We start from the raw sequence: 15,317 nt of genomic DNA on the forward strand, positions 1-15,317 counted from the left end.
TCTCCCTTGTGAAGTAAATTCTATTCTTCCTCTTCCTCTGTTTCTTCTTCCTTAATCACTTCTTCTGGCTCATCTTCCTGTTCCTTTTCTGCTTTTATCCTTGTTATTTCTTCGTTTAGCTGTTCAAATGCATTAAGTCTATGTTTGGCACTGGCCAATAAATCATCAATGATCCGAATGAATTTTTCATAGGGAACTCCATTTTCGCTGCAGCCAGTAATCATTTTGAGCAAGTCTTTTTCATACAAATGATAGCGCTCTTTAAAGGTTTTCGAATCCATTGTTAAAAAATACTCATCATCGACAACAAATTCGTTAAAGACCTTCTTGGTTAAACGCTTTTTCGTAACTTCTATATCTTGTTTGTCCTTTTCATTATCGTAATGAGCTTCATCCTCATACTCAGAGCAAAGCGTGTCATAGATCTTTTCTAATAGCTCGGTCGGATTTAGATAATTCAACTCTTCCATATAATCCCCCCTTTATTTATATTTGCCCAAAAAAGGTAATTTTCGACGGTTAGAATTATTTCATAGGCTTATTGTTACCGAACTTTCGTTTCCATTCGATTTTCAGGCAGAATAACGACACTATTGTGACCGAATATTCATTTCCCTTAGATTTTCGGACACAATAACCACACTATTGTGACCAAAAATTCATTCCCCTCGATTTTCGGGCACAATCATCAAACTTTTGTGACTGATTTTCCGCTCTACCCCATATTTCAGGCACAATCTTTCCCTTTTTAAAAAATCCATAACAAAAAAAGCACACGCGGGCTGCGTGTACTTCTTCAAAAACCTATTTTACCAATACGCCTTCTTGATACTTTTTCGTAAGCGTTGGCCAGTAATCTTTATTTGCTTCGATTAAATCATCAAGAATTTTCTTTGCCACAATCGCAGATGGAATCGTTCTATTTAGCGTGAATGCTTGTAATGCTTTCTCATAAGAACCTTCAGTGATTGCTTCTACTAAAATTTTCTCTGAAGCAAGCTGCTGGTCAATCATCGCTTTGTGGAAGTATGGAATTTCGCCAACATATTCAGGTACTGGACCTTTGCTCGTGATTAACGCAGGAACCTCAATCATTGCATCTGCTGGCAGGTTAGGAATCGTTCCATTATTCTCGACCATAACAAGGTAGCGTTTTGCTAGATTCTGAGCGATTGAAACCGTTACATCAACGATAAAGACACCATGAACACCAACATGGAACGCATCATCTAGTACACCAGTTTCTTCAAACTTCCTCACCGTTTCAAACAATGACTTTTCACGACCATCCATTACTTCATTAGCGCGAGTATATTCTTTATTAGAATTCTCGACAATGTAGTCTGGTAGTAAATAATATTGCAAGTATGGATTTGGAATATAATCTGGGAAGAAATCCATAATTGGCTTAATATTTTTAAACGTCTTAATCCAAGAAGAATCCGCATGACGATAGTCAATTTTAGAAATATCTTCTGTTAATAAACCATACTTACTAATGTGCTCACAAAGCTCAGGAAGACGGTCAACACCATCCACCTCAACCTTTGTGAACCAGCCAAAGTGATTTAAGCCAAAGTAGTCGACCACTAGGTCTTCACGATTAACGCCAAGGATTCCGGCCATGTTACGCATCGTTGCCACTGGCATATCACAAATATTGATGACTTTTGCATTTGGACGAAGTTTGCGAACACCCTCAGCCACGATTGACGCAGGATTTGAGTAGTTCACAATCCAGCAAGATTCCTTTGCATATTTTTCAACGAAATCAATCAATTCAACCATTGGAAAAATCGTTCTTAGTCCGTAAGCAAGACCACCAGGACCACATGTTTCTTGACCTACTACACTATGAGAAAGAGGAATTTTTTCATCTAGCTCTCTCATTGCATATTTACCCACACGCATTTGTGCAAACACAAAGTCTACATCATCAAATGCTGTTTCTGGATCTGTTGTATCGATAACTTTAATGGAATCTGTGTATTCAGCAATAACAGCTTTCGCTGCAACTACTACCTTTGATTGACGTTCCCCATCAATATCGTAAAATCTGATTTCAGATAAAGGTAAATCTTCTAATCTATCCATTAAGCTTCTCACAATACCTGGTGTATACGTGCTTCCGCCGCCTGCAATCGCTAATTTATACGTTTTCATAGTTAAGTCCTCCTAATTTTTGATCGACCTGATCTCGAACAGACTTCACATTCAATCCATAAACGACTTGAACATTGTTACCTGACTTAATAACACCTTTTGAACCAGTTTCCTTTAGCATCTGTTCGTCTACCACATTCGGATCTTTCAACACAAGTCGTAAACGTGTATAACAGTTATCAACATTTTCAATATTTTCACTGCCGCCAAGTGCTGTAACAATCGTTTCTCCAAGTGGAGAAGAGTTTGTGCCAGGCGCTGCGCTTAATTTCACTTCAATTGGTGCAGATTTTGGTGCTTCCTCTACTCCCTCTTCTCGTCCAGGAGTTTTGAGGTTCATTTTTAAAATTAAGGTTCTGAAAACCACGAAGTAAACAGCAAACATGATCAATCCTACTAAAATAAACATCGGCCAGTTTGACTTTGTTGTCCCTAGTGGCAGGTTGTAAAGTAAGAAATCAATCACACCATTGGCACCAATCGCATGGACTCCAAAGATATTTAATAACATCATTCCGATTCCTGCTAACACGGCATGCGTGAAGAATAAGATAGGTGCTGTGAAAAGAAAAGCGAACTCAAGTGGCTCTGTTACACCAAGTAAGAAGGATGTAACCGCTGCAGGTAAAAGAATTGCTTTTGCCATTGTCTTATTCTTTTTATCCGCTGTTACGTACATCGCTAACGCGGCACCCATTAAACCAAACATTTTCGCTAAACCGCGGGCATCCCAGTTTACGGTGCTGCTTAATACCGCCACACTTGGGTCAGCCATTTCCGCAAAGTAAATGTTTCTGGCTCCATAAACCACTTCGCCAGCAACCGTAGCTGTTCCACCAAGCTCTGTATATAAGAACGGTGTATATACTAGGTGATGAAGTCCCGTTGGAATCAAGATTCGCTCTAAGAAACCATAAATGAGGAAGCCAACATCGCCTAAGTTTCTGATTCCATTTGCTAAAGCAGTAATACCGTCTTGGACAAACGGCCAAAACTCTGCCGCAAGTGCTCCTAGGATCATCGCACTTGGAATCGCAAGAATCGCAACAAAGCGATGTCCAGAATAGATTTGCATAACGCCTTTAAACTCGGTATCACAATATTTATTGTGCAGTACGCCGACTAGCGCACCAATTAAGATTCCTGCAAAAACACCCATTTCTAATACTTGAACATTTAATACTGTTGCTTGACCAGAAAGCTGCATAGCTTCTGGAGCTACTAAGCGCTCAGAAAGCTTTAAAACCTGGTGCATAGCATTGATAAAAATAACGAAAGTAACTAAACCCGTTAATGCTGCATAGCCTTTATCCTTTTTCGCTAATCCGATTGGAATCCCAACCGCAAAAACGAGTGCAAGGTTTTGTAATATCGAAACAGCTGAAGATGAAATAAACTTTCCGACATTTTGAATAGCTGGATTTTCAAGGAATGGAACGTATTGTGCTAAGTTCCCATTTCCAAACACATTACCAAATGCAATAAAGAGTCCGATGATCGGTAGTATTAAAATTGGTGCAAACAAAGATTTTCCAAATAATTGGAGACCATTTATCACTTGTTTCATTTGCAGCCTTCCTTTCTATTATAGGTAAACGCTATCATTTACTGTTCACAGTATAGCTTGGTTTTTACAGTCGAGGAAGGGGAATAGGCGATTCTGTAGCATGTTAACAAATAAAGTAACATGTTACAGCGGAGGGCTTAATATTCTTTCATAATCCCTCTTTTAATCGCCAAAATGAGGATAATATCAATCAACATAAACACATTGGATTCAAACGAAGTCACTTGAAACTCCTGCTGTGACTCAATCGTGGGGTCGAGTACCGAGAATACGATATCTGCCATTTGTGCTGTCGTACTTTTGCTATTGCCTGTAAAAAGAACCGTTTTTAAACCTTTATCCTTCGCAATTTGAACCTTTTCAATCACTTTACTTGTTTCACCTGAACGGGAAAAGATAATCAGCAGATTATACTTTTGGATATTATTGAAAAAGATTGCCCTGCTGTCGCTTGTAGAGGCGTTTGAAACATAGTAGCCAAATAACTCAAGTTTTTTTGCCAGATAGTTTGAAAATAATATTGAAAACCCAGCGCCATAGAAATAAACCATTTTATTACGCTCAATTTCATATAAGAAATCTTCAATGTTCTTTTCCCCAATTGCATTAAAAGTGAGCTTAAAGTTCTGACCAAATTGTTCGAGGGTCTCCTGGTAAGGTCCGTGTATGCTAGCAACAGCCTCTGATTCTGAATCCACCATTTTCGTTACTTTTAGACCTAAATTATATGTAAATTCACTATATCCGCTAAAACCGAGTTTTTTGCAAACTCGTATAATCGAAGTCGTCGAAACAAAAAGTTCATCGGCCGCTTTACGAATGCTTAGCTGCAGATTTTCAAACTTCTTTTGGATCAGATAGGACAGAATATCCTTTTCCGATTGATTTAAGTCCTTATCATGTATGTAATCTAAAAAAACCTTCTCTGACTTTTCCATTTTCCAACCTCAACCCTTTAATTTTTCTTCTTCTTATTATAACTCCTAGTTCCTTTCACATAACAACCAGTCATCACTCGAAAAAAAAAGAATCCTAATCGGATCATGGATTAGGATTCCTATTATGATATTTTATTTGCTAGGATTGTCACTAACGTACTAAGTAAAATCGTGCCAATCATAATAATTATATATAGCAAGTTTTTCTTCATTTTTTTCTTGCGCATTGATTCTTCAGGTGTCATCCACATACTTTTCGCCACAACTATTGCCCCTTTTACGTTTAACTAGTTAAAATGTATTATTAGTAAAAATCCATCCATTGATTATACAAGAATAATAGATTCCCTCAAAAATCTTTAAAAATATCTTATATAGCTTGAACTTCTTGTCCACTTTTCTCTTTCGTAAATGAAAACTTCGGTCTAAAAAGACTGACGACGATAAAGACAATCGCTAGAATTAAAACATACGTCCAGATTTGTTGGACAATTGGTGTATTCCAAACACCTAAAAAGTAAAGCATTGCTGGGATGGTTAGTGTTACCCATGAAAGTACAATTGCTACCATACCTACATAGCCATCAATTTTCTTATTAAGTGAGCCTGTTAAAAAGAATAGCAGCCATAAGAATGCCCACAGTCCCCATGTTAATGCATTGACAACATCATGGAAGTGAATAAGAGAGATAATCGTATACACAACGGCAATAATGGATACCCATAAGCTAAACCAGCCTAGACCGTTTCCTTCGAGCCCCTTCACTGAGGTAACCCCAACGTATAAATAAGTTAAGCCAAATAAAAAGATAGCAGCATTATTATATAGATCCCAATTACCTTGACTAGACGTCATGATTAAATAAAAAGGATTAATGATTTGAATAACTCCGACGAAAAGATTAAAATACCCAACAGCTTTTGCTTCTGCCTTTCCTAAAAGCATAAGTCCGTTTAGAAAAAGAACAGCACCTGATAAAAATAGACCTAAAAAACTCATAGTAGTCGCTGTGAAAATCTTCTTTCCACAACTTTTCCCTCCTTTAAAATAGAAAAAGCAGTTTCCCCTCATGAAAGAAAAGAAATTGCTATCTTAAAATCATCGTTATTTTGTTCCTGTACAAATATAGCATATTCAATAAAAAGATGTTAACGAACCTTTGAACAAAATGTAAATTAAGTTTTTTCCATTTCCACCATAAGCGCCCAATGCTGAATAAAAAAAACTGCCCCAAATGGTGCTGTTGACAATCTAATAAGAATTTATATGATAGGTTGGAAAGATGATTATCAAAGTAAAATGCAATTTATTGATTTAAACGGTATTGTTCCTTCAAACCATAAGAAAAAACCTCCTTAATTTTGTAGAATAAATGTGAACTGGAAATTTCGCGACTTTTTTTCCAATTTCAACACCAAGATATCTATGTTTTTTAGCTCCACTACACAAAAATAGAACCGTGCGAGGTTTCGCCCGGTTCACTTTCCAATTAGTTCGGCAATCTTAAATCGTTTTCTTTGATTTTGCCGAATCTTTTTAGCAAGTAATAGATTCCATAAGAGATTGTTGCAGGTACTATAATATAAGTGATCAACATTGCTGGCAGGATGAATCCCAGGTCATAAGATGTTAACAGCTGCAATGGTGCTACGAAAGAGCTTAACCCCATACCAGCGATTTCCTTTCCAGCTTCAATTTTGAAAACTAATGCTGAGATTGGTCCGACAATGGCACTTGCGATCAACGTTGGTACCAGGATATACGGATTCTTTGTGATGTTCGGCAATTGAACTTTTGGAGTACAAACGCCTTGTGCAAGTACTCCACCAAGCTGGTTATCTTTCCAAGAAATGATTGAGAAACCTATAAAGTGTGCCACGCAGCCAGCTAATGCCGCTCCACCTGCAATACCGGTTAGATCAAGTGCCATTGCAAGAGCTACTGAAGATGCAGGTGAAATTAAGAACAAGCCCCATACCATCGCCAAAATGATTGAAGATAGAAGCGGATTTCCAGCTGTAGTAGCTTTGATGACTCCGCCAACCGTTGTTAAAATTGGTGCAATGACCGTAGATAGCCACAGTCCGGCAAATCCAGCAACTAGAATCGTTCCAAGTGGAATGACCATCATATCGAGAGGTGTTTTGCCGCTGATCCTTTTGCCGACATAAGTAGCGATTGTTGCAGTCAGCAAGGCGCCGATCGGTTCACCTGCTTTTATTAAAACGCCTGCTTCGGTAATAGTCAGTGCTCCGGCACCAACAGCAGCGGCTATCATCGCCGAGAAAATGACAAGAGCGTTGGCCCCCAACATCAAGGCAACCCCGGCACCAACAGCTGGTGCCATTAAGCTTGTGGCAATCGTGCCAATTTGAACAAGAGCATCAATCCCAAAGTTTGTTCCTATATTTTTAATCAACAAGCCGATTCCTAGTGTAACAAAGATACCCTGGGCTATCCCTGTGGAAGCTTTAAAAATACGTGGCATAATATAAGCTTTCATTATTAGCGCCTTCTTTCTTAAGGATTGTTGGTGTTAAACCGTTGCTAAAATCTTCTCTTCATACCCAAGGCTTGCCAAATAATCCCGAAGGACCGCTGTAGACTTCCTGAACTTCTCCTGCTCTTCCACAGTCAACCTGAGCTCGATGATTTCTTTAATACCTTCACGGGTGATGATTGCTGGAACCCCTGTACAAAGTTCGCTTTCACCGTATTCACCATCCAACACACAGGATAAGGCAATGATACGGTGGTCGTCATTGAAAATGGATTTAGTGATAAAGGCGATTGCATTTCCAATTCCATAGTAGGTTGTTCCTTTCCTCTTCAGGATTTCAAAGCCTACTTTTTTCACATCTTCAACGATTTGGTCTAAATCAATATGGCCGAATTCTCCTTTTCGCTCATCTAAAATTTGCAGTAGCGGCTTTCCGCCAATCGATACATGGGACCATGCTGCGAATTGAGAATCACCATGTTCACCCATTGTGTATCCATAGATGCTTCGCGGGTCGACATCCAAGATTTCAGATAAGTAGGTTTTCAGTCTTGAAGAGTCGAGGGAGGTTCCCGTTCCGATTACGCGATTTCTAGGCAAACCGGAAATTTTCCAAACAAGGTATGTGATAATGTCCACCGGGTTGGAAGCTATTAAGAAGATTCCATTAAAGCCACTTGCCATGATTTGCGGGATCATATCCTCCATAATTTTTGCGCCAATTCCTAATGTGTCCAGACGAGTTTGTCCAGGTTTTGGAGGCGGGCCAGCAGTGATGACGACGATATCCACATCACCTAAGTCCTGGTATGTCCCGGCATGGACTTTTGTTCTTGAGTTCGTGAAGTCAATGCAATGAGATAAATCAAGTGATTCGCCGATTGCTCTTTCTTTGTTTATATCGATCATAATTAATTCATCACAGATTCCTTGATTTAAGATAGAATAAGCTGCACTTGATCCTACCAATCCTGTTCCGATAATAGCAACTTTTCTGATATGCTGTTGCATGTTGTCATCTCCTTGAGAAAGGTTGTGGGTGGACACTTGTGAAATAATTCACACAAAGATTTAAAAAAATAATTGTATACCTTGGTTTAATACGATTTACGTTTGTGAATCTTTTCACATACTTATTATATATCTAGCATAATAACTATGCAATTAATGAAATCGATTACAATATGAACAAAAATTGTCTATAAATTGTCTATAAATTGAATGTGATTAGTTTCGCGTTTCATATTTAGTTCACCTTGGTTATTAGATAGGCCTCTTCAATGGCAGCAAGGTTTTTAAACGGAAGCATATGTACCTGTTCACAACCAGTTTTTCAACTTCTGGCTCTATAAACAAAGAAAGAGCGCATTTCTTACTCCTGAAATGCGCCTGATTGTGTAAGATCATTAATCCAAGCTTGTTGAAGATAAGCACTCAATTAGCTCCATAAGACTAACCAATATTTTCTTGATAAAAGATATCCAAATAAAATATAAGAAACTAAATCAAATAGCATTTTTTTAACAAAAAAACGCCCCGAAGGGCGTTTCTTCTAAAAAAATATAAGTGTTTTGCAGTACCCTCCAAATGAGGCAGTTTTTTAAACTCGTACTAATTTTACCTTTTGACCTGGCTTGAGAAGTGTAAGAAGCAGTAAATCGTCTTCCACAACTCTTCCCACCACGTTGACCCGCTCATCGGCAGGCAAGTCACAAAGCGTGATTTGGACCTCGCCACGGTATCGCCCATAGCGGTCATTATCCATGGTAATAGAACCAAATAATCGATCTGGCGTATTTTCCGGAACAACAGGACCCACACTTCTAGTGTCCATAAACCGTAGAACATCACGGGAAAAATCAGGGCGAAGCTTGAACTCTCCCTCTTGAAACCCTTCGATTCGAACCTCGATACAATGCTCACGATCAAAGTCGATTAATCTCTTTAGAAGATTCTCACTTACCTCTGGATCACCGATATAGACATCCTCCACTCCAGTGTGGAACAATTCCAAAGCCGACACAAATGGGTTCGTCTCGCGGTGCTCCTCCAAGGTTGGCAGCCCTTCAAACAACGGACCGCGTTTTTCCCCGTCACCTGGAATATAAGCACTAACAGGAATGCCATACTTTTTATAAAGTTCATTTTGCGAATGAAAAAACCAATCAGACAATCCGGTCTCAACCCTTGGATAAAAATTATGCCAAGCCAAAAGCTGACTCGCTTTTAACCCTCCATCCAACAGTTCACGCACATCATCCTCAAACAAAATGCTGGCATTCAGCGCAAGCTTAAACTCTTTTGCAAGATTTAAAATCAACTCATTTTCAAAAAAGTCATCGAGTCTGAGGCCGCTGACCCCAAGAGATTTTAACGCAAACAAGCTGTCTAATCCTAAGTGATCCGGTGTTTTTAACGACACATCCGCATAAACCTCTATCCCACATTCCTTCGCTTTTTGAAGGAGTGTCATCGCACGATTAGCTAAATCTCCAGATTCTTCTGGGATATGAAGCGAGGTAAACGCCCGCTTCACACCCATTTTTCCAGCCAGTTCAATTCGCTCTTCTGCTAAAGGATCATTTAGATAGAAGGAAATACCGATCAATCAAACTCACCAGCCATATCATCATTGAAACCGAATAAATACGTGAACAAGAATCCAGCTGCATAGGCAATTAACACCCCGACTAAATAAAGGACAACTTGACCTGCAACAACTAGGAACGCAAGTGGTAAACCAGATACCCCGATTGCGACCGTTGCGATTCCAAATGCTGCTTGGAACGCGCCGCCGATACCGGCACCTAAACATGCTGTTAAGAACGGACGACCTAATGGAAGTGTAACACCGAAGATTAACGGCTCACCAATTCCAAGAATACCTGCTGGCAGACCACCGCCAATTGCTCTTTTTAAGCGTGTTTTCTTTGTTTTAAGGTAGATGGCAAACGCCGCACCTACTTGACCTGCCCCACCCATTGCTAAGATTGGAAGAAGTGGGTCATCACCAATTGTATTAATTAATTCAAGATGGATAGGTGTTAAACCTTGATGTAAACCCGTTACAACAAGTGGAAGAAAGGTTGCACCAAGGACAAATCCGGCAACGACACCACCCATATCAAGTAAAGAAGTTAAACCTTTTGTGATAACATCTGAAACAAATCCACCAAGCGGCATAAATACAAGATAAGTAACAATACCAGTAACCAATAAAGCAACCGTTGGTGTGATGAAAAGATCAAGAGACGTTGGAACAAACTTACGTACACGTTTTTCAACTAAAGCCATAAAGATTGCTGCAAATAGAACCCCAATTAAACCACCGCGTCCAGGAAGTAAATCTGCGCCAAACAAATGAATGCCTGCAACAGCCGGGTTAATAATTAAGATACCCGCAATCGCACCAAGTGCTGGTGAACCGCCAAATTCTTTTGCTGCATTCGTACCAACTAAAATTCCAAGATAACCGAATAATCCACCGCCAATGACAGAAAGAATAGTTGCAAGTTGAGAATCACCCGCTAACCATCCAGCTTGGATAATCGCTTTTGTGATCCCTGTAATTAATCCTGACGCAACTAGGGCTGGGATTAATGGAATGAATATACCAGCAATTTTTCGTAAAAACAGCTTAAATGGTGTTGCATTCTTCTTGTTGATTTCTGCTTTTGTGCTAGCTGCTTTCTCTTTTAAATTGATTCCGCCTTCAGCGTCTATCAATTTACCAAACTCTTCTGTTACTTTATTTACTTTTCCAGGTCCGAGAATAATTTGAAGGGTTTCTTCCTCTACCACTCCAAGAACTCCGTCTATTTTCTTTAGGGCAGCCTTATTGATAACAGACTCATCCTTCGGTGTTACACGAAGTCTAGTCATACAATGTGTGTAATTGCCAATATTTGTGGAGCCGCCTAATTGTTCAAGAATCTTTTCAGCTAAAATTTTATTATTTTCTCCAGCCATGTTATTGCCCCCTACTCTCTGTTTTATTGTAATGTTTGAATCACGTGATCTATTTTCCCAATCTACATGGTATAAATAGTGTTCACATCACCCCCCGCAAGTTTAATTTCCTTCTTTTATAAACCGAATCGCTTCTCTTGTTTGATCAATCGCACGGATCGTTTGCTCATATTGAACCGTTGCCATTGATAAAAATAAAATATCCATCATGTATAACTGAGCAAGTCGCGATGATGTCGCCGCACTTCGGAAAGCTGGTTCCCCTGAATAAGAGGTAAACAGTTTTATATCTGCTAAAGAAGCAACGGAAGATTGACCGTATTTTGTCAAACTAATCGTTTTTATACCTCGCTCTTTCGCTAATGACATTACTTTAATGACCTCTGCCGTTTCACCAGAGTGAGAGATGGCAAACACCACATCATCCTTATTGGCATTGGCAATCAATGTAGCAACAAGATGTGTATCAGTAAAAGCGGTTGCATTTTTTTGAATTCGAAGGAACTTCTGTTGGGCATCCTTTGCAATAATATTAGAGGCGCCAATTCCGAAAAAGTGGACATTCTGAGCAGGGAGCAGCGTATGAACCGCTCCCTCCAACTCCTCATAATTGATAATCTCCTCGGAATCGCGGATGCTCTGAATACTATTGCTTGTTGTCTTCTGGACGATGGAATAATAGGATTCACCAGGCTCGATGTCACGATATCCTTGTTCCGCAGGCTTCACTAAATCGCTCGCAATTCTGACCTTTAGATCCTGAAAACCATTTAATCCAAGTGACTTACATAATCGAATGACGGCAGCTCCACTTGTTTTTGCTTGGGACCCGATATCATTGACGGTACTGTTTAAAATACTTCGTGGATTCTCAAGAATGTATTGAGCAATTTTCCGCTCGGAAGCCGGAAGCTGATCTAGCATATTTTGGAGCATTTTTAATCCACCTGCTGCCACACTCATGACCACCTTTTCAACCCAATCATTTTTTCTGGATTGCGATTTTTACGTATCCATTTGCTGCTGCTAATAATTTTTCAGCTTCCTGCTTGGTTGTTTCAGTCATAATCATCACAATAGCTGTTTTAACCTGCAGATCTGATTTTTCTAATGCCTCCAAACCAACTTCATAGGAAACGCCAGTAATTTTGCGGATAATACCAATTGCGCGTTCCTTCAACTTTAAGTTACTCACCTTTACATCGACCATTAAATTCTCATACGCTTTCCCAATGAGAATCATCGATGAAGTGGAAATCATGTTCAAAATCATTTTATGAGCTGTGCCTGATTTCAAACGGGTTGAACCAGTTAGAACCTCTGGGCCGACAATGACCTCAATCGCTTGGTCAGCTTCTTTACTAATGGCTGCATTTTTATTACACGAAAGCGCGACTGTTTTCGCTCCAATGCTTCGTGCATAGCGAAGGGCGCCGATTACGTATGGTGTTCGTCCACTTGCCGCAATGCCAATCACTGTGTCATTCTCAGTCAGTTCCAATTGCTTCAAGTCATTAACCCCGAGTTCAGGGTCATCTTCTGCTCCTTCAACGGCTTTCAAAAAGGCGCCTTCTCCTCCGGCCATAAGGCCTACAACCATTTCAGGTTCAGTGCTGAAGGTAGGCGGACATTCAACTGCATCCAAAACCCCTAATCTGCCGCTTGTGCCGGCACCTAAATAAATCAAACGGCCGCCGTTTTTAAAGGATTGAAATACAAACTGAACCGCTGCCTCGATATCAGGTAAAACCTCTTTGACAGCCAATGCTACCAATTGGTCTTGTTCATTCATAATTCGTAATATATCGAGTGGGCTAGCCGTATCAATCTGCATAGTATCTTCATTTCGGGACTCGGTCGTTAATAATTCGAGATTTTCTTTCATATATAATGACCTCCTCTTGGTCTTTTCTAAGTTGTAAGCGATTACTGTACTATCATTATATTCCTATTGAAATGATAATTCAATATTTTTATTTAAAAAATGAAATGGCATTTCAAACCATTACTTGAGTAAATAACGTCGAATTGCCTGTGCAACCCCCGCTTCTTGATTACTTCCCGTCACCTGATTGGCAAGCGCCTTCACTTCATCAGGTGCATTCCCCATTGCAATCCCAAGTCCTGCAGCGGTAAGCATGAGGGAATCATTATAATTATCTCCAATCGCCGCGATCTTAGAGATAGGGATATTGAGCTTCTCACTGAGCTTTAATAACGAGGAAGCCTTACTGACACCTGAGGGTGAAATTTCCAAATTAAGAAAATTGAAACTGCTGCTAATTTCCATCCCCTCCACCTGTTCACCAATCAACTTTGTAAAATCAGAGAGCTTGCCATCTTCATCAAACACGGCAATTTTAGTGATATCGGGTTGATTAGACTTAATATATTGATAAATATCTTCTACCATCTTGACCTGGCATTGACCACGAAAGCTCTCTCGGTCCTCTACTTTTCCTCCTGTTTTTTCAAGGGCCGGGATATTATTCTCAATCCAGTTTTTATTCCATTTCGTTTCTGACGGAACCAGCAGAGTATCTCCTTCATAAAAATGAGCATATATGCTTTCTCCTTCACATAATTCCCAAAAACTTAATAGATGGTCATGATCGAAAACAGCTTGCTCGCTGATCTCACCATTTTCGTCAAGGATAATCGCCCCATTATAAGCAATGATCGGCTCTCCTTGTAAGCCAATCGTATTGGCAATCCAGCGCGTTGATAGTGGAGAACGTCCGCTGCAAATGACCACCCTTCCTCCTTTTTGGCGGAATTCTTGAATCGCCTGAATATTTTCGATATCAATTTCCCTTTGTTCACTTAATAATGTTCCATCTAAATCCGTCGCTAATAATTTATATTCCAACTTACTCTCCCCTTTGCACTATTTTTTCATTATGATTATAGTATTTATTAAAATATCTTTTTAATCAATGGCTGAACTCAAAGGATGGTGCCGCACATGCTTCAACCAGAACTTGCTGAAAAAATCGTCAAGGAAGTTCAAAAATTAATATCGGAAGAAATTATTGTTGTGAACACAGATGGAATGATCATGGCAAGCACCAACCAAGAGAGAATCGGTACCTTCCATGAAGGAGCCTTACTCACTTCAAAACAGAAGAAAAAGCTGATTATCACCGAAAAAGAAACCCCCCAATTAAAAGGGGTAAGATCCGGAATCAATCTCCCTATTTTCTTTCAGCATGATGTCATTGGTGTCATTGGGATTACAGGTGACCCTGAAACCATCACCCCTTTTGGTGAAATTATTCGCAAAATGACCGAGCTGTTAATTAGTGAGAATTATTATGGTGAACAGTTTGAATATCATTCCCGGGCGATGGAAACCTTCGTCCTCGAGTGGCTCCAGGCAAAAGAACCAAGTTCTGACATGCTTGAACGAGCTCGAGCGCTGACAATCAATCTTGAACTTAATCGCACCGCACTCATTATCGAGTTTGAACAAAGGGAGTACCCGTTATCAAGGGATGTGTGGTCCTCTATTTTGAACTCCTTTTCCCAAAATAAAAACGATGTTCTAACAAGGTCTGGAAATGAACGAATCATTGTTTTAATTGATTGTTCTGATTCCGTTCAACCAACCTCCATCAATAATCGTCTAGAACACTTTCTTCAATATATTAAAAATAGCTTTGGGATTTCCGCCTATGCTGGAGTAGGTCAATGTGCAGCCCCGTCCAACTTGCACCATTCCTATACGCAGGCCGAACGAGCGTTGAAACTAGCTAGACGGAATCGAAGTATTATTTTTGATAAAGAATTAATCCTTGAAATGGTTACAGGGGAACTCACTTCAGAAATAAAAGCTGAATATATTCAACGGACCATTGCACCACTCTTACGAGAAAAAGACCTTTTAGAAACTTTAGTTGAACTATTTAAGCAAAACCATTCATTGAAAAATACGGCTCAATCGTTACACATTCATATCAATACGCTCCATTATCGTTTGAAAAAAATCGAGGAGCTAACTCATTTAAATCCAAACACGATCCATGATTTGTTCTGTTTGTATCTCGCCGTTCTCTTTTTGGATGAATAACCAAAAAATTAACAATAATAAACAAATATTTTAGATGTTTATCCATAGCAGGCGTAGGCCTGTTTTTTTTATACTTTAAGTAGCATGAAAATAGTACGTAAATGGGGGAA

At 39.5% G+C, this 15,317-nt stretch carries 14 protein-coding genes; 1 reads left to right on the top strand and 13 read right to left on the bottom strand.

The window, feature by feature from the left end; all coding sequences use genetic code 11:
- Positions 1–20 precede the first annotated feature (20 nt).
- From TR08_RS12325 to TR08_RS12380, 13 genes are all read right to left on the bottom strand, one after another.
- Positions 21–470 carry a hypothetical protein gene (locus TR08_RS12325; RefSeq protein ID WP_045518462.1) on the bottom strand — a complete coding sequence of 150 codons (450 nt, stop codon included), beginning with the start codon at positions 468–470 and terminating at the stop codon, positions 21–23.
- A 334-nt stretch (positions 471–804) separates the two neighbouring features.
- A complete protein-coding gene (locus TR08_RS12330) occupies positions 805–2,163 on the bottom strand; it encodes a 6-phospho-alpha-glucosidase (RefSeq protein WP_045518463.1) in 1,359 nt (452 codons plus the stop codon).
- Positions 2,150–3,730: a PTS transporter subunit EIIC gene (locus TR08_RS12335; RefSeq protein ID WP_045518464.1), complete on the bottom strand. Its 1,581-nt coding sequence runs from the start codon at positions 3,728–3,730 to the stop codon at positions 2,150–2,152. The genes TR08_RS12330 and TR08_RS12335 overlap by 14 nt, the downstream gene beginning before the upstream one ends.
- Before the next feature lie 137 nt (positions 3,731–3,867).
- Complete coding sequence (locus tag TR08_RS12340; RefSeq protein WP_045518465.1) at positions 3,868–4,668, bottom strand: MurR/RpiR family transcriptional regulator; 801 nt, start codon at positions 4,666–4,668, stop codon at positions 3,868–3,870.
- Positions 4,669–4,790: 122 nt separating this feature from the next.
- The gene (locus TR08_RS32515) at positions 4,791–4,931 is read right to left on the bottom strand and encodes a hypothetical protein (RefSeq protein ID WP_193747728.1); all 141 of its coding nucleotides are present in this window, start codon (positions 4,929–4,931) and stop codon (positions 4,791–4,793) included.
- A 107-nt stretch (positions 4,932–5,038) separates the two neighbouring features.
- Complete coding sequence (locus TR08_RS12345) at positions 5,039–5,668, bottom strand: AmiS/UreI family transporter (protein ID WP_045518466.1); 630 nt, start codon at positions 5,666–5,668, stop codon at positions 5,039–5,041.
- A 490-nt stretch (positions 5,669–6,158) separates the two neighbouring features.
- Positions 6,159–7,172, bottom strand: a complete 1,014-nt coding sequence (locus TR08_RS12350; protein WP_045518467.1) for a PTS transporter subunit IIC — start codon at positions 7,170–7,172, stop codon at positions 6,159–6,161.
- Between the two features lie 33 nt (positions 7,173–7,205).
- Positions 7,206–8,180, bottom strand: coding sequence for an L-lactate dehydrogenase (locus TR08_RS12355; protein ID WP_045518468.1), 975 nt, complete (start codon positions 8,178–8,180; stop codon positions 7,206–7,208).
- Positions 8,181–8,769: 589 nt separating this feature from the next.
- A complete protein-coding gene (locus TR08_RS12360) occupies positions 8,770–9,777 on the bottom strand; it encodes a MupG family TIM beta-alpha barrel fold protein (RefSeq protein WP_045518469.1) in 1,008 nt (335 codons plus the stop codon).
- Positions 9,774–11,138 carry a PTS transporter subunit EIIC gene (locus TR08_RS12365; protein ID WP_045518470.1) on the bottom strand — a complete coding sequence of 455 codons (1,365 nt, stop codon included), beginning with the start codon at positions 11,136–11,138 and terminating at the stop codon, positions 9,774–9,776. Before TR08_RS12365 ends, TR08_RS12360 begins: the two co-directional genes overlap by 4 nt.
- A gap of 102 nt (positions 11,139–11,240) precedes the next feature.
- Entirely contained in the window at positions 11,241–12,095 is an 855-nt protein-coding gene (locus tag TR08_RS12370; protein WP_045518471.1) for a MurR/RpiR family transcriptional regulator, read from the bottom strand.
- Between the two features lie 25 nt (positions 12,096–12,120).
- A complete protein-coding gene (gene murQ, locus TR08_RS12375) occupies positions 12,121–13,023 on the bottom strand; it encodes an N-acetylmuramic acid 6-phosphate etherase (protein ID WP_045518472.1) in 903 nt (300 codons plus the stop codon).
- Between the two features lie 120 nt (positions 13,024–13,143).
- Positions 13,144–14,007 (bottom strand): Cof-type HAD-IIB family hydrolase, encoded by an 864-nt coding sequence (locus TR08_RS12380; RefSeq protein ID WP_045518473.1) that lies wholly within the window; start codon positions 14,005–14,007, stop codon positions 13,144–13,146.
- 96 nt (positions 14,008–14,103) lie between these two features.
- Here TR08_RS12380 and TR08_RS12385 point away from each other — a divergent pair, with 96 nt between their 5' ends.
- Complete coding sequence (locus TR08_RS12385; RefSeq protein WP_045518474.1) at positions 14,104–15,207, top strand: CdaR family transcriptional regulator; 1,104 nt, start codon at positions 14,104–14,106, stop codon at positions 15,205–15,207.
- Positions 15,208–15,317 lie beyond the last annotated feature (110 nt).

The sequence above is a fragment of the Neobacillus niacini genome, assembly GCF_000759675.1.
Taxonomy (GTDB): Bacteria; Bacillota; Bacilli; order Bacillales; family Cytobacillaceae; genus Neobacillus; species Neobacillus niacini_A.